The organism is Prevotella sp. oral taxon 376 (assembly GCF_003043945.1).
In the GTDB taxonomy this organism is placed as follows: Bacteria; Bacteroidota; Bacteroidia; order Bacteroidales; family Bacteroidaceae; genus Prevotella.
The window spans coordinates 1,387,550-1,408,711 of record NZ_PYXG01000001.1 but is presented as its reverse complement, the minus strand read 5'-3'; the positions used below and the strand labels follow the sequence as shown (position 1 = coordinate 1,408,711).

Sequence of the window (21,162 nt, the reverse complement as noted above, 5' to 3'; positions counted from 1 at the left end):
ACTGCCCTCCCGCCGTCTGAAAGTCAAGAAAGCAAGGGGCGTGATAGGTCTGCCGCCGACCTTCATCCCGTCTTTCTCCAAAGCCCCAGGGACGGGAAAGAGGCAAGCCGGGTAGACATGGGAAACTTCCCGGCATCAGATCGGCGGAAAGGCGGCCATCCCTGACAAACGGGCTATTCACCTCCGGGAATGTTACAAGCAGCGTGTAACAGGATTACAAGCAGTGTGTAACGGGATTACAAGCAGCGTGTAACCGCCTTATCAACGGCTGACAATACCCTTCGACCTGATAAGCCGAATCCCCGATTGTGGCTCTCCCAAGGCCGCAAGCGCATAAAAATCTCAACTTTCGCTTGCTCATAAGAGAACCGGAAGGTATATTTGCCGCATATTTACACGAACGGCAAAAGGGGAACAATGAAGAAAAAGGCAATTTAAATGATGTGGGGGCTTCTGGCCCTGGCCTCTTGTGATGTGGATGATTTTCTGACATTTTATCTCAATGAATCAGAGAGCATTAACACAAAGTAAGTTTTAAAATAAGCTTTACAATACAAACAAGACAGACAGTTTCACTCCTTACACCTGTTTAATTAAATCATTCAAGGACTTCAAGTTTAAGAGAAACAAGGTCGTGTCTCATCAACAGCATTACGACAGACCATAGATAAAGTTATTATAACGAGGGAAAAACAATCGTCTATGAAGCATCGCATGGCTCTATCAAGAGTATTTTTAAAAAACAAGAGGCCGCAAGCAAATGAATGCCTGCAGCCCCTGTTATAAAGAGAGCGGAACATTATTCAGCCACAACATTATCAGCAAAGTCGAGTATGTTCTTGCGATTGGCCTCCATACGCTCGTAGTCCTCACGGCTACCAACGATGAGCTTGTCGAAAGAACGCTGCCCTGTGCCAGCCGGAATCAAGTGCCCGCAGATGACATTTTCCTTCATTCCTTCCAGCGTATCTACCTTACCACGAATGGCAGCCTCGTTCAAAACCTTGGTTGTCTCCTGGAATGACGCGGCACTCATGAAGCTCTTCGTACCAAGAGCTGCACGGGTAATGCCCTGAAGCACCTGTGTGGCAGTAGCCTGAACGGCCTCACGCACCTGGACAAGACGAAGGTCGCGGCGCTTCAGACTTGAGTTCTCATCACGCAACTTACGCACCGTTACGATCTGTCCTTTCCGCATAATATCAGAGTCGCCGGCATCCACTACCACTTTCTTTCCCCAGATACGATCGTTCTCGTCGGCAAAATCAAGTTTATCAACAAGTTCTTGCTCAAGGAAAGTGGTGTCGCCCGGATCGTTAATCTGTACCTTACGCATCATCTGACGAACGATAATCTCGAAATGCTTATCGTTGATCTTCACACCCTGAAGCCGATACACATCCTGCACCTCATTTACAATGTACTCCTGCACGGCAGTAGGACCCTGGATTGCAAGAATATCGTCGGGGGTTACGACGCCGTCGGAAAGCGGAGTGCCCGCACGGACGGCATCATGCTCCTGCACGAGAATCTGACGATTCAAGCTGACAAGATACTTCTTCTGGTCGCCTGTTTTGGAAGTAACGACGATCTCACGGCTACCACGCTTAATCTTACCCATGCTCACCTCACCGTCGATTTCAGATACGACAGCCGGATTAGACGGATTACGAGCCTCGAGAAGTTCCTGCACGCGTGGAAGGCCACCGGTAATATCACCTGCGCTTGCCACATTACGAGGTATCTTGACAAGCGTCTTACCGGTTACGATGGTCTCGCCATCCTCAACGGCAATGTGTCCTCCTATCGGGAAGTTATAAGTTGCAACAATATTACCGTTCTTATCGATGACATCGCATGAAGGAACAAGGTTGCGCTCCTTGGGCTCCACGACGATACGCTCCGTCAAGCCCGTGGTTTCATCGGTCTCTGCCTTATAGGTCGAACCTTCGACAACATCGTGGAACTTCAGCGTACCAGCATATTCACTTACGATCACGGCATTGAACGGATCCCACTTGGCGATAAGGTCGCCTTTCTTAACGGTATCTCCATGGACAAAATAGAGTGAACTACCATAAGGCACATTCAGCGTACTCAACGCGATATTAGTATTGGAATCCACGAAACGGATTTCAGCCAGTCGGCTTACCACCATCTTGCAATCCTTGCCTTCCTCATCTTTAAAGTCAACGGTACGAAGCTCGTCGAACTCAATCTTAGAATCATTCTTTGCCTTGATAGAGGCATTCGCTGCCGCTCCACCTGCCACACCGCCGGCATGGAAAGTGCGCAGTGTAAGCTGCGTACCTGGCTCGCCAATGGCCTGTGCCGCAATGACACCCACAGCCTCGCCCTTCTGTACCATACGGGCAGTGGCAAGGTTACGACCATAGCACTTAGCACAAACGCCCTTCTTGCTCTCGCAAGTGAGCACGGAACGGATTTCAACCATTTCGATAGGAGTAGCCTCTATCTTCGCAACGGCATCCTCCGTGATCTGCTCGCCGGCAGAACAAATGAGCTCGCCTGTCGTAGGATCCAAGATATCATGAACTGACACACGACCCAAGATGCGCTCACCGAGAGTAGCGATGACTTCATCGCCATTCTTCAACGCACGGCATTCAAGACCCCGCAATGTACCGCAGTCGTCTTCCGTGATAATCACATCGTGGCTGACATCCACAAGACGGCGGGTCAGATAACCGGCGTCGGCAGTCTTCATGGCCGTATCGGCAAGACCTTTACGGGCACCGTGAGAGGAAATAAAATATTCCAGCACAGACATGCCTTCCTTAAAGTTAGAAAGGATAGGATTCTCTATCGTACCACGGCTGTCAGCACCAGCCTTCTGCGGCTTGGCCATCAACCCTCGCATACCAGAGAGCTGCTTAATCTGATCCTTAGAACCACGAGCACCGGAATCCAACATCATGAAGACGGCATTGAACCCTTGGTCGGCCTCGGTCATTTCCTTCATCAAGACATCACCAAGCTCGTTGTTGACATGAGTCCACGCGTCGATGACCTGATTGTAACGCTCGGTATCGGTGATGAAACCCATATTATAGTTGTTGGTGATTTCCTCTACTTCCTTGTTCCCCTTCTCTACAATGGAAACTTTCTCCTTCGGAATAATGATGTCGTCAAGGTTGAAAGAAAGGCCGGCCACATAAGACATACGATAACCCAAGTTCTTGATGCCATCCAGAAATTCACAAGCGCGAGCCATACCTACAGCCTTAATGGCATTGGCAATGATGCCACGCAATGTCTTCTTGGAAATTACATCGTTGAAGTAACCAATCTCTACAGGTATAATCTGATTGACAATCACCCTACCTACCGAAGTCTCCACCAAATGACGGACAGGCTTGCCATCAACAACATCATCGACCATGACCTTTACCTGCGCATGCAGGTCGCAACGGCCTTCGTTGTTTGCGACAAAAGCTTCCTCCGGACCATAGAATGTCAGTCCTTCGCCCTTTGCTCCCGGGCGTATCTTAGTGATGTAATACAATCCCAATACCATATCTTGAGAAGGAACGGTAATAGGAGCGCCATTTGCAGGATTGAGAATGTTATGGCTCTGAAGCATCAACACCTGAGCTTCAAGGACTGCCTCGTTACTCAAAGGAAGATGGACAGCCATCTGGTCGCCGTCGAAGTCGGCATTGAACGCCGTACAGGCCAACGGATGAAGCTGGATAGCCTTGCCCTCTATCATCTTTGGCTGGAAAGATTGAATTCCAAGCCTGTGAAGCGTAGGAGCACGGTTCAAGAGAACGGGATGCCCTTTCATCACATTCTCCAAGATATCCCAGATTACCGGCTCGCGGCGATCTACGATTTTCTTAGCACTCTTCACGGTCTTCACGATACCCCGTTCGATGAGCTTACGGATAATGAAAGGTTTGTAGAGCTCTGCAGCCATCAACTTAGGAAGACCACACTCGCCCATCTTTAACTCTGGACCGACAACAATTACGGAACGAGCTGAATAGTCAACACGCTTACCGAGCAAGTTCTGACGGAAGCGCCCTTGCTTACCTTTCAGAGAATCAGAAAGAGACTTCAAAGGACGATTACTTTCGCTCTTGACGGCGCTTGCCTTGCGGGAGTTATCGAACAAAGAGTCGACAGCCTCCTGCAACATGCGTTTCTCATTGCGGAGAATAACCTCAGGAGCCTTGATTTCCACCAATCGCTTCAGACGATTGTTACGGATAATCACACGACGATAGAGATCATTCAAATCGGATGTGGCGAAACGGCCACCATCCAGCGGAATCAGAGGACGAAGCTCTGGTGGAGTTACCGGAATAATCTTCATAATCATCCACTCTGGCCTATTGATATTCTTTGATCCACGGAAAGCCTCAACGACCTGCAAGCGTTTCAAGGCGTCGGTCTTACGCTGCGCAGAAGAGTCGTTGTTGGCACGGTCGCGCAATTCATAAGATATCTTATCGAGCCCTGTCTGACCATTTTCATCCTCTGTACTAAGTTCTGCGAGAAGATTCTGGATTGCTTCGGCACCCATCTTCGCAATAAACTTGTTAGGATCAGCATCATCCAAAAGATCGTTATTAGGTTCGAGACGGTTATCGACGATATCAAGATACTCTTCCTCGGAAAGGAGGTCGTATTTGTGAGAGCCATTGAGCTCTACCCCTTCTGCATCGGAAGTTCCCTCGAGTTTGCCAGGCTTGATAACAATATACTTCTCATAGTAGATAACAGAATCAAGCTTCTTTGTGGGAATTCCCAACAGGTAGCCTATCTTATTCGGCAATGAACGGAAATACCAGATATGAGCAACCGGAACGACGAGCTCGATATGACCCGAACGCTCACGACGCACTTTCTTCTCGGTAACCTCAACACCGCAACGGTCGCAAACAATACCCTTATAGCGGATGCGCTTGTACTTACCACAGGCACACTCATAATCCTTGGTCGGACCAAAAATGCGCTCGCAGAAAAGGCCGTCGCGCTCCGGCTTATATGTACGATAATTGATGGTTTCAGGCTTGGTAACCTCACCATACGAATTTTCCAGGATTTCTTCAGGAGAAGCCAGTCCGATGGTAATCTTCGTAAAATTATTCTTTACCTTTGTATCTTTTTTGAAAGCCATGTTTCTTATATTTGTTAAAAGGGTTCTCGTTTAATCAAGTTTCACACTTAATCCCAGTCCACGAAGCTCGTGGAGAAGCACATTGAGCGATTCTGGGATACCCGGGGTTGGAAGAGGATCGCCCTTAACTATGGCCTCATAAGCCTTCGAACGACCGACAACATCATCACTCTTGATTGTCAAAATCTCCTGAAGCACATGAGCGGCACCGAAACCTTCGAGTGCCCAAACCTCCATCTCTCCGAAACGCTGGCCTCCAAACTGAGCCTTACCTCCAAGAGGCTGCTGAGTAATTAAACTATAAGGACCAATTGAGCGAGCATGCATCTTGTCCTCAACCATATGGCCAAGTTTCAAGAAGTAGGTTATGCCAATTGTTGCGGGCTGGTCAAACATCTCACCAGTCTCACCATCATATATATGAGTAGAGCATAAGCGTGGGAGACCTGCCTTGTCAGTCCATTTCTGCAGGTCGTCAAGCTTGGCTCCATCAAAAATTGGAGTTGCGAACTTAACACCGAGTTTCTTACCTGCAGCACCGAGGATAGCCTCGAATATCTGGCCAAGGTTCATACGAGAAGGCACGCCCATCGGGTTGAGTACCAAATCTACCGGGCGCCCGTCCTCAAGGAACGGCATGTCCTCCATACGGACTACTTTAGAAACAATACCCTTATTACCATGACGACCAGCAAGCTTATCGCCTACCTGAATCTTACGCTTCTTAGCAACATAGACTTTTGCCATCTGGATCACTCCAGAAGGAAGCTCGTCGCCAATCGTAATGGCAAACTTACGGCGCTTCAACTCGGCATCCATCTGCTTATACTTACGCATATAATTCATAATAAGCTTAGAGATAAGCTTGTTCTTATGCTCGTCATTCGTCCAGTTATTGCTCTCAATACCGTCGTATTCAATATTCTTCAAGACCGCAACCGTAAAATTGCTACCTTTCGTAATAATCTCCGCACCGGTATAATCTTTGATGCCCTGTGATTTCAAGCCCTTGGTGAGCTCGAGCAACTTATCTACAAGAATATCCTTCAAATCGTCTATCTTTGCCTCATATTCCTCGTCAATCTTAGCCAAGAGAACCTTGTCTTGCTTCTTTGACTCACGAGTCTTGATAGAGCGGGAAAACAACTTTTTATCTATGATGACACCCGTCAGCGACGGATTAGCCTTCAACGAGGAATCCTTTACATCACCAGCCTTATCGCCAAAAATAGCACGGAGCAGTTTCTCTTCCGGAGATGGATCGCTCTCTCCCTTAGGAGATATCTTACCAATCAGGATATCACCTGGCTCCACACGAGCACCGACACGGATGATACCATTAGCATCAAGATCCTTCGTCGCCTCCTCCGATACATTGGGAATATCGGATGTAAATTCCTCATAACCACGCTTGGTCTCACGAACATCTAAAGAATATTCATCAACATGGACGGAGGTTAATACATCCTCGCGAACCATACGCTCCGAAATCACGACGGCGTCCTCGTAGTTATAACCTTTCCAAGGAATATAAGCGACGAGAAGGTTACGGCCCAATGCAAGTTCTCCATTTTCAGTAGCATACCCTTCTGTCAGGATATCACCTTTCTTAACACGCTGGCCCTTGTCGCAAATAGGACGAAGGTCGATGGTCATGTTCTGGTTTGTCCGACGGAACTTGGGAATTCTATATTCTTTCAAGGCAGGCTCGAAACTTACAAACTCCTCCTCCTCTGTACGGTCATAGAGAATGCGAATCGTCGTTGCGTCAACATATTCTATGACACCATCACCTTCAGCAGTTATCATCGTGCGTGAATCCTCGCAGGCCTTTTTCTCCAAACCTGTACCTACGATGGGTGCGTCGTTATGAAGCAGGGGGACTGCTTGGCGCATCATATTACATCCCATCAAGGCACGATGCCCGTCATCATGTTCCAAGAAAGGAATCAGACCTGCAGACAGGGAAGCAATCTGCTGTGGAGATACATCCATATAGTCTACCTGAGAAGGCGGCACTACCGGATAGTCAGCATCCTGACGGCATTTAACCATCTTACGAACGAAACTTCCATCTGCATTGAGAGGAGCATTGCCCTGACCAATAATCCGGTCTTCTTCTTCCTCGGCAGTAAGATAGGCAACATGATCGTTGTCCATATCCACAACAGAATTCACGATCTTGCGGTAAGGGGTTACGATGAAGCCAAGATCATTAATTTTCGCATATAAACAGAGCGAAGAAATCAGCCCGATGTTTGGTCCTTCAGGCGACTCAATCGGACAAAGGCGTCCATAGTGAGTATAGTGTACATCACGAACCTCAAATCCTGCACGCTCACGGGTAAGGCCGCCAGGGCCAAGGGCTGAAAGGCGGCGCTTATGCGTAACTTCCGCCAATGGATTGGTCTGGTCCATGAACTGGCTAAGGGGATTCGTTCCGAAGAAAGAATTGATTACGCTGGAGATTGTCTTGGCATTAATCAAATCTGTCGGGGTAAACACCTCGTTGTCGCGTACATTCATACGCTCACGGATAGTGCGACTAACACGAGCCAAACCTATAGAGAACTGATTTGCCAACTGCTCGCCGACCGTGCGAACACGGCGATTACTCAGGTGATCGATATCATCAAGTGCGGCATTGGAGTTGATCAGATTAATCAGATATTTGATAATCTCTATAATATCTTCTTTGGTCAAGACACGAATATCTGAATCTATATTAAGACCCAGTTTCTTGTTGATTCGATAACGACCGACCTCACCAAGATCATAACGCTTATCAGAGAAGAACAGATTGGTAAAAACTTCACGAGCACTGGCATCATCAGCAGGGTCCGCATTACGCAACTGACGATAGATATAGAGCACGGCCTCTTTCTCGGAGTTAGAAGGATCTTTCTGCAGAGTATTGAAAATGAGAGAATACTTCTGAGCTGCCTCCTGATCCTTATGAAGCAGGATTGTCGAAGCCCCACTATCAAGAATTTCTTCTACACTCTCGGCTGTAATTTCTGTCTCACGATCGAGAATTACTTCGTTACGCTCAATAGAAACAACCTCACCCGTATCCTCATCAACAAAGTCTTCGTTCCAGCTCTTCAGCACACGGGCAGCAAGCTTGCGACCGATAGCGGCTTTCATGTTCTTCTTGTTTACTTTCACCTCTTCACAAAGGTCAAATATCTGAAGAATATCCTTGTCGCTTTCATAGCCGATAGCGCGGAGAAGGGTCGTGATAGGCAACTTCTTCTTGCGATCTATATAGGCATACATCACATTGTTGATGTCAATAGAGAACTCTATCCATGAGCCCTTGAACGGAATGATACGAGCGCTATAAAGCGGAGTGCCATTCGCATGCAATGTACTGCTGAAAAACACGCCCGGAGAACGGTGCAACTGAGCAACGACTACACGCTCTGCTCCATTAATAATAAAGGTGCCATTTGCCGTCATATACGGAATGGTTCCCAAGAACACATCCTGAGTTACAGGTGCAAAAGCCTCATGATCCGGGTCCGTGCAGTAAAGCTTCATCCTGGCCTTCAAAGGTACACTATATGTCAGACCACGCTCAAGACACTCGTCAATGGTATAGCGCGGAGGATCAACATAGTAATCCAAGAACTCAAGGACGAAATTATTACGAGTATCGGTAATAGGAAAGTTCTCCGCGAACACCCTATATAGCCCGTCGTTCTTGCGTTCCTCTGGCGGAGTATCCAACTGTAGGAAGTCCTTGAAAGACTTCAACTGCACATCGAGAAAATCCGGATATGGATACGGATTATGCACGCTGGCAAAATTTACTCTGTTATCAACAATTTTTGTAGCCATATAATAGTTATAATATTCAGTTTGATTAGCCTCTCCGGCTTGCAAAAGCTTTGGTCCTTAAAAAGACACAAAAAGGTTAGGACACACCGACTGGGCATATCCTAACCGTATTTTAGAGTAATTAGAGTCGTATTACTTGAGCTCTACTTTAGCACCAGCTTCCTCGATAGCCTTTTTCAAGTTCTCAGCCTCTTCCTTAGAGAGACCTTCCTTAACTGCTACAGGAGCATGCTCCACGCCGTCTACGAGATCCTTAGCTTCTTTCAAGCCAAGACCGCAAGCCTCTCTTACAGCCTTCACAACCTGGAGCTTTGTAGCACCAACCTCGGTGAGGACCACATCGAAAGAAGATTTCTCCTCTGCTGCCTCAGCTGCGCCGCCAGCAGCAGGACCAGCAGCTACAGCAACAGCTGCAGCAGCAGGCTCAATACCATACTCGTCCTTCAGGACTGTTGCCAACTCATTAACTTCCTTAACTGTGAGGTTTACCAACTCCTCAGCAATAGCTTTAATATCTGCCATTTTATTCTAAATTTAATTTTATTTTTACTAAGTTATTGACTTTAATTGATGTTTGTTATTCAGGACGCTCGCCTAAAGTCTTGAGCACACCGTGGATAGTGTTTGCGCCTGACTGAAGAGCAGAAACAACATTCTTTGCCGGAGATTGCAGCAATGCCACAACATCTGCGATAAGTTCGTTCTTGCTCTTGAGAGCTGCAAGTTCATCGAGTTTATCAGCACCTACAAAGATACTTTCCTCGGCATAAGCAGCCTTAAGGGCAGGAATACCTACTTTCTTATAATCTTTCAGCAACTTTGCAGGAACATTCGCTGTCTGTGTGAACATCACAGCAGTAGTACCTTTCAATGCAGTATACAAAGGTTCAAAATCAATATCAGAAGCCTCAAAAGCCTTGTGAAGAAGATTATTCTTTACAACGACCATCTTAATTTCCTTCTTGAAGCAATTGCGACGGAGCGCGCTAGTATCCTCTGCATTTAAACCGGTAACATCTACCAGATAAAAATGTGGGAATTCCTTCAGCTTCTGCCCAAGCTCAGCAATAATAGTATCTTTTACTTCCTTTTTCATTTTACAAAACTTTTAGAGTTATTCAACTGATTTTGGATCAACCTTAATACCCTTACTCATTGTGCTAGAAATAAAGATACTCTTGATATATGTACCTTTTGCAGCAGCAGGCTTCAGCTTGATGACTGTAGAGATAAACTCCTTGGCATTACCAAAGATCTGCTCGGATGTCATATTGATTTTTCCGATTGATGTATGTATAATACCAGCCTTATCAACCTTGAAGTCGATTTTACCCTGCTTAACTTCCTTTACTGCCTTAGCAACATCCATGGTTACAGTACCGCTCTTAGGGTTTGGCATAAGACCGCGAGGACCGAGTACTCGACCCAATGGACCTATCTTTCCCATACAAGACGGCATAGTGATGATAACATCAATATCTGTCCATCCGCCTTTGATCTTTTCGACATACTCGTCAAGACCAACATAATCAGCACCTGCCTCTTTAGCAGCAGCTTCCTGATCAGGAGTACAGAGAGCCAGAACTCGTGTGGCCTTACCGGTTCCATTGGGCAGTGAAACTACACCACGAACCATCTGATTAGCCTTACGAGGATCGACTCCTAAGCGTACATCAATATCAACAGAAGCATCAAACTTGGTCGTGGTAATATCTTTAACCAACTTTGAAGCTTCCTCCAAAGTGTATGCCTTCCCTGCTTCAACCTTATCAGCTACTGATTTTTGATTTTTTGTCAGTTTACTCATTTCCAAATTGAAGTTATAAATTATTTACCAGGGAAGTCCCCTTTTACAGTAATACCCATGCTCCTTGCTGTACCAGCAATAAGGTGCATAGCACTTTCAACCGTGAAGCAATTCAAGTCAGGCATCTTGTCCTCAGCGATTGCCCTTACCTGTTCCCAGGTAACTGAAGCAATCTTCTTTCGGTTAGGCTGACCGGAACCCGTCTTTACCTTGGCTGCCTCAAGCAACTGAACTGCTGCCGGAGGAGTCTTGATAATGAAGCTGAAAGACTTGTCGGTATAGTAAGTGATAACAACAGGAAGAACTTTCCCTGCCTTATCCTGGGTGCGGGCGTTGAATTCTTTGCAGAATCCCATAATGTTAATACCCTTAGAACCAAGTGCAGGTCCTACTGGAGGAGAAGGATTCGCAGCGCCACCTTTAATCTGTAATTTGATTAATCCAGCAACTTCTTTAGCCATTTTTCTTTGTTAATAATTAATTTGATTTGCTATAAGCCGTAAGAGTGGAAGCCTCCCGCGACTATATATAAGAATAGACACACCGTAACAATTTGCGCGCTATCCTTCTTTTTCTACTTGCATAAAGCCTAACTCCAAAGGAGTCTTTCGACCAAAAATTTTCACCATCACTTTCAATTTACGCTTCTCGGTGTTAACCTCTTCGATAACACCACTGAAACCACTGAAAGGTCCGTCAGTAACCTTAACGGTCGCATTAACTTCAAATGGAGTAGTATATTCATTCGTCAGTTCTGCTTCTTCAGCAGCACCGAGCATTCGGTTGATATCCGCCTGAGGTACTGGTGATGGATTGTCAAGGCCTCCAAGAAAGCCCAAGCAGTTAGGCATAAAACGAAGTGTATGTGCAACATCGCCTATAAGATGAGCCTCGATAAAGACATACCCCGGGAGACGCATTTTCTCTTTCTCCACTCGTTTCCCATTACGCAAAGAAGCCTGTTTCTCTGTAGGTATCAACACCTGAAAAACATTGGAGCTGAGTAGCGTGTTGTGTTTCATCTCAGCCTCGATGTATTCCTTCAACTTAGCCTCTTTTCCACTAACAGAGCGAAGTACATACCAGTTCTTTCCTGTATCAGCCATCTTTTCCTTATTATTAATTTGGATAGATCGCAGTCATCAAAGTCCTAAACACACTGTCCATAGCAAACACTATCAATGCAATGACAAGGGAAGCGGACAATACAACTACTGCGCTGTGAGTCAGTTGCTTGTAGGTTGGCCATGTAGTTTTGTGAACAAGTTCATTGTAACTCGCCTTGATATTGTCTACTATTGTCTTGAATATCTTCTTAAACATACCGTCCTTTGTTTTTTGCACGGGTTGAAAGATTCGAACTCTCGACACCTGGTTTTGGAGACCAGTGCTCTACCAACTGAGCTAAACCCGTAAATAAACTTCCACCACCGCAGCGACAGAAGTTTTTATAGAGTTATTGATTGATTTCAATTACTTGACATCATCAAGGATTGCTGTAATCTGGCCAGAGCCAACGGTACGACCACCCTCTCGGATAGCAAAACGCAGACCCTCGTTCAAAGCAACCTTGTAGATCAATTCTACCTCAATCTCAACATTATCACCAGGCATAACCATCTCAACGCCTTCCGGCAATTTGATTTCACCGGTGCAGTCCATTGTGCGGAGGTAGAACTGTGGACGATACTTATTTCCGAACGGAGTATGACGACCACCCTCTTCTTTCTTCAATACATAGATAGATGCCTTGAAGTGATCATGAGGAGTAATAGCTCCCGGGTGTACAACTACCATACCACGCTTGATCTCATCCTTATCAACACCACGAAGGAGCAGACCTACATTATCGCCAGCCTCACCGGTGGGAAGAGTCTTACGGAACATCTCAACACCGGTAATAACCGACTTCTTGTCCTCACCAAGACCGAGCAGCTGAACCTCATCACCGATCTTACAGATACCAGTCTCAATACGACCTGTAGCAACGGTACCACGACCTGTAATTGAGAACACATCTTCAACAGGCATCAAGAAAGGCTTATCAATCTCACGAGTCGGCTCCTGAATCCAGGTGTCAACCGTATCCATCAATTCCATTACCTTGTCGCTCCATTTCTCAACTCCATTCAGAGCACCGAGAGCAGAACCACGAACGATTGGGGTGTCCTCTTCATAGCCATACTGCTCAAGAATCTCACGGACTTCCATTTCAACAAGCTCAAGCATCTCCTCATCGTCAACCATATCACACTTGTTCAGGAATACTACCAGACGAGGCACATTTACCTGACGAGCGAGCAATACATGCTCACGGGTCTGTGGCATAGGACCGTCAGTTGCAGCAACTACCAAGATAGCACCGTCCATCTGGGCAGCACCCGTTACCATGTTCTTCACATAGTCAGCGTGTCCTGGGCAATCTACATGCGCATAGTGGCGGTTTGCGGTTTCATACTCAATATGGGAAGAGTTGATGGTAATACCACGCTCTTTCTCCTCGGGAGCGTTATCAATCTGATCAAAAGACTTCACATCCTCACTACCAAGTCCTCTATCGTGAAGAGTCTTTGAGATGGCAGCTGTAAGAGTAGTCTTACCATGGTCAACATGACCAATTGTACCGATGTTTACATGCGGTTTCGTACGTACGAATTCTTCTTTAGCCATAGCTTTTAATTTTATTATTTATATAAACGAATAATCGAACTCTTGCAAATTCATCTTGTTTTTCTTCTAGTCTATAAAATAGAACAAGAAGTAGAGCTGTAACTGAGAGTTGAACTCAGGACCTCTTCCTTACCAAGGAAGTGCTCTACCACTGAGCTATTACAGCATGCCGTTAGAGCGGAAAACGGGACTCAAACCCGCGACCCCCAGCTTGGAAGGCTAGTGCTCTATCAACTGAGCTATTTCCGCAAAACTCCTACTGAAGTGGGTGGTGATGGATTCGAACCACCGAAGGCATCGCCAGCAGATTTACAGTCTGCCCCATTTGGCCACTCTGGTAACCACCCTTGTTTAACAACTCATCGCTTCCGAATATCCTGAGCCTCTTGTCGGATTCGAACCAACGACCCCGAGATTACAAATCACGTGCTCTGGCCAACTGAGCTAAAGAGGCAGTTCTTTGCAGCCGCTGAGCGACTTGTATTTCGGACATGTTGTAAAACGGCTGCAAAGATACGACTTATTTTCTAATTTCCAAAACTTTTTTCGGTTTTTTTTAGCGGTTACGCATTTTTTCCTTGAATTTGGTAAGCTGGACCTTCATTGAATCCACGCACTGATCCACACTCTCCTCAAATGTATCGCAAATCTTTTCCACATAAAGTTTCGAGCCTGGAACAGTAACCTCGATACTGGCCTGTTTGTTCAATACCGTAGCAGGTTTTACCACCTTTAGCTGCACCTCCGCTTTCTGTACATCTTCATAAGATTTTTCCAACTTGGCGACTTTCTTCTCAATAAACGCCTGTAAACTCTCGGTAGCGTCGAAATGGATCGACTTCATCTTAATTTCCATAGTTACCTCCTATTCTTTAAAAACTAAGGTTAAGCCCGCGGATGGGCATTCTTATAAACTTTCTTGAGCTGCTCGAATGTCGTGTGAGTATAAATCTCCGTAGTCGACAGACTTTCATGCCCAAGCAGCTTCTTCACACTCTCAAGCTCGGCATCGTGGTTCAGCATAGCAGTCGCAAAAGTATGGCGGAGCACATGCGGCGTACGCTCCTTAAGGGTGCACACCCGTGAAAGATTCTTTCTCACCTCGTATCTCACTTGATTACGATTCATTCGCTCACCCTTCTCCGTAAGGAATAGGGCCCCGGAATGTCGTTCTACCGCACAGTTACGAAGCTTGATATATTCAAGCAAGGCTTTCTCAAGTTCCATCCCAAAAGGAATGATGCGCTCTTTATTGCGTTTTCCGATCACTTTAACCTGGTGATTAGCAAAGTCTATCGCATCGTCGTCCAATCCAATTAGCTCCGCAAGACGAATCCCTATAGAATAGAAAGTCAATACAAGGGTTCTCGCGCGAACATCTTTATATGTATCTCCCCACTCCTGATCGACCAGTCGATCGATTTCCGCTTCCTTGAGAAACTGCGGTAAGGGTCTTCCTCTTTTCGGGCCTTTCACCATCCGCGACGGATCCGCCTCTATCATCTTATGAGCAAGGGCAAAACGGAAAAGGGAACGCAAAGCACTCAATCTCCTATTGATTGAAGTAGCATTGTTTCCTTTATCCATCATACTCTCCATCCAATCACGGATAATATCTGAGTCTACCGACTCCCAAGAGAGCTGATTATTCAAATTCCTGAAGTACGCCTCAAAGCTTCCCAGATCATCGGCGTAACTTTTTACTGTCAGCTGCGAGCGATTCTTCTCAAACTGCAAGTAGTTCAAAAATTCTTCTATCATATCCGGCGCTGCTTACTTTACGATGTACTTTCGGCAACGAATATACGGAATTTAATTCAAACTACCAAATTTTCGGGGAAGTTTTTATTCCTCCTCCTGACGCAGCTTCTGTACATAGATGGCGTGTTCCATCTTGAGACGCTTCAAAACAGAAGGCTTGTCATACTGCTGACGAGCACGCAGCTCCTTAACAACACCTGTCTTTTCGAATTTTCTCTTGAACTTCTTGAGAGCTCTTTCGATGTTCTCACCATCCTTTACTGGTACAATAATCATGTTTTGCTTTTTAATATTTTACCTGTTAAACTTATGCTTTTCGGCACAGGGTGCCATAATTGCGGATGCAAAGTTACATCTTATTTCTGAAACTTCCAACTTTTCCATTCATTTTTTAATTTAAAATGAAGAAAAATATACAAAGAGTCAACCGACAAGTATAAGGAGACTATTCTGATGGTAAAACTTCTTTCCGTCGTACCTTGGGTGCAATATCCCGGCTCTCGCCCATCAGCCCGCCGAAGGGATAGTAGTGGCTCACCTGCTCAATCGTTCCGTTCTCGTTCACTACCAACCGGTTGTTGCCCAGATGATCCCGCACATAGAAGTGATAGGTCGGCGTGAGTTGGGAGATATCCGTCGCTTGGTTTGCCGGATTTGACGCTTGTGGATACGCATACGAGATATATCCTCCCTCTATGAGCGTCTGCCGCAGGGTGTCGTTCTCGTAGACGAAGTTGCCGCAGTACTCCGTCCAGGTATGCCTTAAGTCGGCGTCCCCGGCCGTGCCCGTGCCGCCACTGACTTGTGGAACGGCCTCAGGCAACGGGTTGATGTAATAGTCAGTCCTCAACTTCCGCCCTCTTTATGGTAAAAGATTAACTTCTATTTTTTGGGCAAATATACGAAAAAAATAACAAAAAAAGTCATTTCGGCTTGCAGTATTAATAATTTATCGTATATTTGCGGAGTAAGGGTTGGTGGCAGGTTATACCACACACGCAAGTTGATTTGCCGCTGCCGTCGATGCACTCAGGGTAGAGATTATCAATATAAGACCGTCGGGGGGCGTGGGACGACGCTCTCGCTCACGCCCCCTCATAAATATTCAAGAGGCCATGAAACAATTTTTTGCGACTTTGATTCTTATCATATTGTTGCCATTCGGTTTCGCGGAGGCCCAGACAACACCTCCCGCATGCAAGATTACAGGAATCGTGGTGAGCGGAGAAAGCGGCGAGGGGGAAGAGTTTGTAACCGTCAGCATCATGGCCGGCTCGGATATCGGCAAGGCAATCGCTAAGTGTATAACCGGCAAGGACGGGAGTTTCTCGGTGAGCATCCCCGCCGTGAAGGGCAGCTATACACTCATGGCGTCGTACCTGGGGAAGAAAGCCGACCCGCTGACATTCAGCCTTGAGGGTGGCGAGAGCGAGAAGAAGGTGGATACCATAGAGCTCTTCGATGATGTGAAGACGCTTAGCGGCGTGAACATCGTGGCCCAGAAGCCTCTCGTGAAGATGGATGTAGACAAGCTCTCGTATGATGTTACCGCCGACCCCGACGCCAGGATTTCCAACATTTCCGAGATTTTGCGCAAGGTGCCGCTCGTGGATGTCGACGCCGACGGCAACATCAAGATGAGCGGAACGACGAAGTTTCTCATCCTGCAGAACGGCCGGAGGTCGTCCGTCACCCGCAATCCAAGAGAGGTTTTGCGCAGTCTTCCGGCCCATCTCGTAAAGAACATTGAGGTGATAACCACTCCCGGGGCGAAATACGACGCCGAGGGCATCGGCGGAATCATCAACATCGTGATGCAGCCAAAGTACGAGGGGCATCTCACCACTATCGGCGCGGCGCTCAATACGCTGGGATACAATGCCCACGCATACTCTACCACCAAGATAGGAAGGTTCGCCCTCGACGGCTCGCTATCGTATAACCGCATCACGAACCCCACAGGAGAAGACAACACCCTGCGTGAGAACTACGGGTCGGAGCAGCAGAAATGGCTCAACAGCACCAACGCTCAGAAACTGAAAGACCGCACGGAGTTCGCCAACATCAACGCCAGTTACGAGATCGACACGCTCCGCCTCGTTACTCTTTCCTTGTCCGGAATGGCCGTCCAGCGGCACATGCCCTCATGGGGAACGACCGAGATGCTCAACGCCGACCGCTCGATGGCGGCCTATTCATACACAAGAAACTCCACCCCCAAGAACTCTGTCGTCAACGGCACCCTGGGCCTTGACTATCAGCGCACGAGCCGCAGGAACAAGCAGCGCGTGCATACGCTGTCCTATCAGCTCTACACCTCGCCGTCGCACGACAGGGCCACCACGCTCTACAGCGACCTCGTGAACAACACCCCGCAGGATATCACAGAGGAGATGCGGCTCTACGACAACCGCACCAACAGCCATAATCGCAACACAGAGCACACCCTCCAATACGACTTCACCACGCCCGTCGGCAGCCGACAGACCTTTGAAGCAGGCATGAAGTATATCCTACGCAACAACGAGAGCACCAACGATGTGTTCGATGCCAAGGCTATGACTGGCAACTATGTGCTCAATGCCTCACGCAGCAGCCACTATAAGAATCGCAACGACATCTTCGGCGCCTACCTAAGCTATGTTTTCCGAGGCAAGGTGTTCTCCGTCATGCCCGGGCTGCGCTATGAATACACCTATCAGAGCATAGAATACCTGGCGGGAGCCATCGGCTCCGAGGCCAACTACGACGGCCATTACGCCAACCTCGTACCCTCGCTGAAGCTCAGTTTCACGCTCGGAAAGACCGAAACGTTAAGGCTGGAGTACGGCATGCGCCTCTCCCGGCCGAGCATCTATTACCTCAACCCCTACTTCAACGACATCAATCCGCAGAACATCAGCCAGGGAAACAGCAACCTGGAGGCCGAGCGGAGCCAATCACTGACCGCCACCTTCGGCAAGTTCACCCGCAAGCTCAACCTCAACCTGTCGCTGTCCTACACCTTCCTCAACGACGGCATTGAGCGCGTGAGCCACACCGTGGGCAGCGGCGGGGAGTATTTCGATGACCGGAAGCACTTCGCCTCGCCCGGTGCCATGTATTCCACCTTCCAGAACATAGGACACACGCAGCGCACGGCATTCAACTATTACCTGCGCTGGAACATCCTGCCGAAACTAAGCTGCACGCTCAACGGCAGCGTGGCCTACCTCGATATTGAAGACCCCGCACACCGGCTGCGCAACAATGGATGGATGGCAAGTGAGTATCTCAACCTCTCCGGACGGTTGCCGGCCGATATCTCGTTCTCCGCAAGGATTGGAGCCAACACGCGCAACATCACGCTCCAAGGCAGCTCCAACAGCTTCTGGAGCCACAGCTTCTCGCTTTCCCGGGGATTCCTGAAAGAGAAAAGGCTGACTATAGGCATCGGCACGACCGACCCTTTCCGCAAGTGGGTTAGGCGAGACATTGTTACCGAGGGGACAAACTTCCGCAATGTGAACCATCAGCGATACAGCCGACAGGTCTTTGGCATCAGCGTGAGCTATCGCCTCGGCAACCTCGGACTGTCGAAGACGCGCAGGGTAACCCGCGGAATTAATAACGACGACCTGAAGCGAGAGGAACAGTAGCAGTCTCGCGAATCGGGATGGGCGCGGCAAGCCATTGCCGTGCAGTATAGCGGTAATGAACCCCGGTCTCGTTCTCCCATATATTTACAAAAGGAATTTATTTTACAAAGTACTCTAAAATAAGGCCTGTTTTGCGTCCGGACACGACTTCGGGTTGAAAAACAGGCTTATTTTTAAAAGATTCACAATTATCTGATTTACAGCCTCTTATCGCACAAAACCCATTTCGCGAGCACTTTTCGAAAAGCTTTTAGCCGTCTTTTACTTTGCTTTTAACCGCTTTTTACTCCGCTTCCAACAGCTTCCGACACTCCTTTCAGCCGTCCTCAGGCGTGCAGAAAGCCGTCTTTTACCCTGCCGAAGGTTGCTGTTTGCCCTGAAAAAGGTATTCATAAGTATCTTTCAGGGCTATTTCCCAATCTGATTCGGGCTTTTTCCAAGAGTGTGATTCTTGGATTTTATTTTTACAAAAAGAAGTGTTCGCCGAGGATGCCTGTCCTCTCAAAGTGCTTTGGTGGCTCCTGCCAGCCATGCCTTTTCCTCCTCGTCAAGATACGGGGAGAGGCGGTCGAAGACTAGTCTGTGATACTCGTTCAGCCATTCTCTTTCCTCTTCGGTGAGCATCGAGAGGTCGACGGGTGCCAGGTCGATGGGACAAAGCGTCAGCGGTTCAAACTCAAGGAAGGTGCCGAACTCGCCCTTCACGGCCTCCCTCGTCAGTAGGGTGTTCTCGATGCGCACCCCGAAACGGTCGGCCAGATAGATGCCCGGCTCGTCGGTAACGGTCATGCCTGCCCGCAGGGGTGCCGCCACATACTCCATGCGTATCTGGTGAGGCCCCTCGTGGACACTCAGATAGGAGCCCACGCCGTGCCCCGTGCCGTGCAGGAAATTATAGCCCTCCCTCCACATCGGCGCCCGCGCCACGGCGTCGAGCTGCGTGCCGCAAGCCCCGTCGGGAAAGTGGAGAGCCTGTAAACGGAGGAATCCTTTCAGCACGAGCGTGTAGACATGCCGCTGTTCATCGCTCACGGGACCGAGGGCAATGGTACGGGTAATATCGGTGGTGCCGTCCTGATACTGCGCGCCGCTGTCCAAGAGGAGCAGTCCCTCGGCCTTCAGCGGCTTGTCGGATGTCGCCGTGGCCTCGTAGTGCACGATGGCGCCATGCTCCTGATAAGCCGCAATCGTGTCGAAGCTGGCTCCCCGGAAGAGGGGCTGGCCGCTCCGCAGCTCCGTGAGCTTGCCGTCGACGCTCCGCTCGGTCTCTCCGCCGACGGCCACGACGGGCCTGAGCCAGCGCAGAAACTTCACCATGGCCACTCCGTCGCGGGTCATGGCCCGGCGGAACCCCGCTATCTCGGCAGCGTTCTTCACCGCCTTCAGGCGCGGGACGGGAGATTCCGAGAACACGATTCGCGTCCGCGCGGGCACGAACCGCGGCAGCAGGGCGCTCGTCTCGTCGGGATCCATCAGGATGTTGTACTCGAAATAGTCTTCCAGTCCCTGCCCTACATGCTCGTATTCGTCGAGGGCGACACCCTCCGAGGCAAGATGGCGAGCCACCTCCGCCGGCACTTTCTCCTTATTAATATAGAGGGTGGCCTTGTCGGAGGCAATGAGCAGCCAGGCCACGAACACCGGCACGCAGTGCACATCCGTGCCCCGGAGGTTGAGCGTCCAGGCTATGTCGTCGAGCGCCGACAGCAGCATGCCGTCGCAATGGGCCTCGCGAAGTTCCCGGCGAATGCGTGCGAGCTTGCTCCCCGTGGTCTCGCCGGCATACTCCAGCGGCTGCGGCTCCACCTCGTCGCGGGGTATCGGCGGTCGGTCGGGCCATATCCGTGCCAGCGGATCGAAGTTCACGCGGAGGTTGATGCCGCCCCGGGCACGAAGGTCTGCGGTCAGCCTCTGCACCGCCGCGTAGGAATTCACGCTCCCGTCCAAGCCCACGATGGCTCCGTTGACATCGGCGAGTTGCTCTCCCAGCCATTCCGCTATCGAAGGCGTGCCCTCCATCTTCAGCCTCATCAGCCGGAACTCCGTGCCCGCCAACTGCTCCTCGGCCGCGAGGAAATAGCGGGAGTCGGTCCACAGGGCGGCACTTCGCATCGTTACCACCGCTGTCCCGGCACTGCCGTTGAAGCCCGAAATCCACTCGCGGCCCTTCCAGTGGTCGGCCACATATTCACTCTGGTGAGCATCGGTGCCGGGAAAGATGAAGGCATCGAGCTTCTCCACTCTCATCACCTCGCGCAAGGCCTCGAGCCGGCGATAAATCTCTTCTTTCATGATTG

General features: G+C 48.8%; 15 protein-coding genes and 5 tRNA genes. 1 reads left to right on the top strand and 19 read right to left on the bottom strand.

Annotation, left to right across the window (positions count from 1 at the left end; genetic code table 11):
- Positions 1–799: 799 nt before the first annotated feature.
- The 18 genes from rpoC to C7120_RS06005 all read right to left on the bottom strand — a co-directional run bounded on the left by rpoC (position 800) and on the right by C7120_RS06005 (position 16,077).
- Positions 800–5,146: a DNA-directed RNA polymerase subunit beta' gene (rpoC, locus tag C7120_RS06090; protein ID WP_107620780.1), complete on the bottom strand. Its 4,347-nt coding sequence runs from the start codon at positions 5,144–5,146 to the stop codon at positions 800–802.
- Positions 5,147–5,176: 30 nt separating this feature from the next.
- The gene (rpoB, locus tag C7120_RS06085) at positions 5,177–8,989 is read right to left on the bottom strand and encodes a DNA-directed RNA polymerase subunit beta (protein WP_107621410.1); all 3,813 of its coding nucleotides are present in this window, start codon (positions 8,987–8,989) and stop codon (positions 5,177–5,179) included.
- Between the two features lie 132 nt (positions 8,990–9,121).
- Entirely contained in the window at positions 9,122–9,511 is a 390-nt protein-coding gene (gene rplL, locus C7120_RS06080; protein WP_107620779.1) for a 50S ribosomal protein L7/L12, read from the bottom strand.
- A gap of 55 nt (positions 9,512–9,566) precedes the next feature.
- Complete coding sequence (gene rplJ, locus C7120_RS06075; protein WP_107620778.1) at positions 9,567–10,085, bottom strand: 50S ribosomal protein L10; 519 nt, start codon at positions 10,083–10,085, stop codon at positions 9,567–9,569.
- Between the two features lie 18 nt (positions 10,086–10,103).
- Positions 10,104–10,796 carry a 50S ribosomal protein L1 gene (rplA, locus tag C7120_RS06070; protein WP_107620777.1) on the bottom strand — a complete coding sequence of 231 codons (693 nt, stop codon included), beginning with the start codon at positions 10,794–10,796 and terminating at the stop codon, positions 10,104–10,106.
- Between the two features lie 20 nt (positions 10,797–10,816).
- A complete protein-coding gene (gene rplK, locus C7120_RS06065; protein WP_107620776.1) occupies positions 10,817–11,257 on the bottom strand; it encodes a 50S ribosomal protein L11 in 441 nt (146 codons plus the stop codon).
- A gap of 99 nt (positions 11,258–11,356) precedes the next feature.
- Entirely contained in the window at positions 11,357–11,902 is a 546-nt protein-coding gene (nusG, locus tag C7120_RS06060) for a transcription termination/antitermination protein NusG (protein ID WP_107620775.1), read from the bottom strand.
- Between the two features lie 13 nt (positions 11,903–11,915).
- A complete protein-coding gene (gene secE, locus C7120_RS06055; RefSeq protein WP_199220690.1) occupies positions 11,916–12,107 on the bottom strand; it encodes a preprotein translocase subunit SecE in 192 nt (63 codons plus the stop codon).
- 30 nt (positions 12,108–12,137) lie between these two features.
- A tRNA-Trp gene (locus C7120_RS06050) sits at positions 12,138–12,210 on the bottom strand.
- A 59-nt stretch (positions 12,211–12,269) separates the two neighbouring features.
- A complete protein-coding gene (gene tuf, locus C7120_RS06045; RefSeq protein WP_107620774.1) occupies positions 12,270–13,466 on the bottom strand; it encodes an elongation factor Tu in 1,197 nt (398 codons plus the stop codon).
- A 94-nt stretch (positions 13,467–13,560) separates the two neighbouring features.
- A tRNA-Thr gene (locus tag C7120_RS06040) sits at positions 13,561–13,632 on the bottom strand.
- A gap of 10 nt (positions 13,633–13,642) precedes the next feature.
- Positions 13,643–13,715, bottom strand: a tRNA-Gly gene (locus C7120_RS06035).
- 16 nt (positions 13,716–13,731) lie between these two features.
- Positions 13,732–13,813 (bottom strand) — tRNA-Tyr (locus C7120_RS06030).
- A 33-nt stretch (positions 13,814–13,846) separates the two neighbouring features.
- Positions 13,847–13,920: transfer RNA gene (locus C7120_RS06025), tRNA-Thr, on the bottom strand.
- 102 nt (positions 13,921–14,022) lie between these two features.
- Positions 14,023–14,322 (bottom strand): ribosome hibernation-promoting factor, HPF/YfiA family, encoded by a 300-nt coding sequence (gene hpf, locus C7120_RS06020; RefSeq protein WP_107620773.1) that lies wholly within the window; start codon positions 14,320–14,322, stop codon positions 14,023–14,025.
- A 29-nt stretch (positions 14,323–14,351) separates the two neighbouring features.
- On the bottom strand, positions 14,352–15,227 hold the full coding sequence (locus tag C7120_RS06015; RefSeq protein WP_107620772.1) for a tyrosine-type recombinase/integrase: 876 nt from the start codon (positions 15,225–15,227) through the stop codon (positions 14,352–14,354).
- 84 nt (positions 15,228–15,311) lie between these two features.
- A complete protein-coding gene (gene rpsU, locus C7120_RS06010; RefSeq protein ID WP_092114175.1) occupies positions 15,312–15,503 on the bottom strand; it encodes a 30S ribosomal protein S21 in 192 nt (63 codons plus the stop codon).
- A gap of 169 nt (positions 15,504–15,672) precedes the next feature.
- Complete coding sequence (locus C7120_RS06005) at positions 15,673–16,077, bottom strand: hypothetical protein (RefSeq protein WP_107620771.1); 405 nt, start codon at positions 16,075–16,077, stop codon at positions 15,673–15,675.
- A 265-nt stretch (positions 16,078–16,342) separates the two neighbouring features.
- Between C7120_RS06005 and C7120_RS06000 the strand changes: the two genes are divergently transcribed.
- On the top strand, positions 16,343–18,865 hold the full coding sequence (locus C7120_RS06000; protein WP_107620770.1) for a TonB-dependent receptor domain-containing protein: 2,523 nt from the start codon (positions 16,343–16,345) through the stop codon (positions 18,863–18,865).
- A gap of 501 nt (positions 18,866–19,366) precedes the next feature.
- Here C7120_RS06000 and C7120_RS05995 read toward each other — a convergent pair.
- Complete coding sequence (locus C7120_RS05995; protein ID WP_107620769.1) at positions 19,367–21,157, bottom strand: aminopeptidase P family protein; 1,791 nt, start codon at positions 21,155–21,157, stop codon at positions 19,367–19,369.
- Between the last annotated feature and the right edge of the window lie 5 nt (positions 21,158–21,162).

Bases quoted from the DNA above. Each gene is read 5' to 3' on its own strand.
- rpoC (WP_107620780.1), bottom strand. From the start codon at position 5,146: ATGGCTTTCAAAAAAGATACAAAGGTAAAGAATAATTTTACGAAGATT.
- rpoB (WP_107621410.1), bottom strand. From the start codon at position 8,989: ATGGCTACAAAAATTGTTGATAACAGAGTAAATTTTGCCAGCGTGCAT.
- rplL (WP_107620779.1), bottom strand. From the start codon at position 9,511: ATGGCAGATATTAAAGCTATTGCTGAGGAGTTGGTAAACCTCACAGTT.
- rplJ (WP_107620778.1), bottom strand. From the start codon at position 10,085: ATGAAAAAGGAAGTAAAAGATACTATTATTGCTGAGCTTGGGCAGAAG.
- rplA (WP_107620777.1), bottom strand. From the start codon at position 10,796: ATGAGTAAACTGACAAAAAATCAAAAATCAGTAGCTGATAAGGTTGAA.
- rplK (WP_107620776.1), bottom strand. From the start codon at position 11,257: ATGGCTAAAGAAGTTGCTGGATTAATCAAATTACAGATTAAAGGTGGC.
- nusG (WP_107620775.1), bottom strand. From the start codon at position 11,902: ATGGCTGATACAGGAAAGAACTGGTATGTACTTCGCTCTGTTAGTGGA.
- tuf (WP_107620774.1), bottom strand. From the start codon at position 13,466: ATGGCTAAAGAAGAATTCGTACGTACGAAACCGCATGTAAACATCGGT.
- hpf (WP_107620773.1), bottom strand. From the start codon at position 14,322: ATGGAAATTAAGATGAAGTCGATCCATTTCGACGCTACCGAGAGTTTA.
- C7120_RS06015 (WP_107620772.1), bottom strand. From the start codon at position 15,227: ATGATAGAAGAATTTTTGAACTACTTGCAGTTTGAGAAGAATCGCTCG.
- rpsU (WP_092114175.1), bottom strand. From the start codon at position 15,503: ATGATTATTGTACCAGTAAAGGATGGTGAGAACATCGAAAGAGCTCTC.
- C7120_RS06000 (WP_107620770.1), top strand. From the start codon at position 16,343: ATGAAACAATTTTTTGCGACTTTGATTCTTATCATATTGTTGCCATTC.
- C7120_RS05995 (WP_107620769.1), bottom strand. From the start codon at position 21,157: ATGAAAGAAGAGATTTATCGCCGGCTCGAGGCCTTGCGCGAGGTGATG.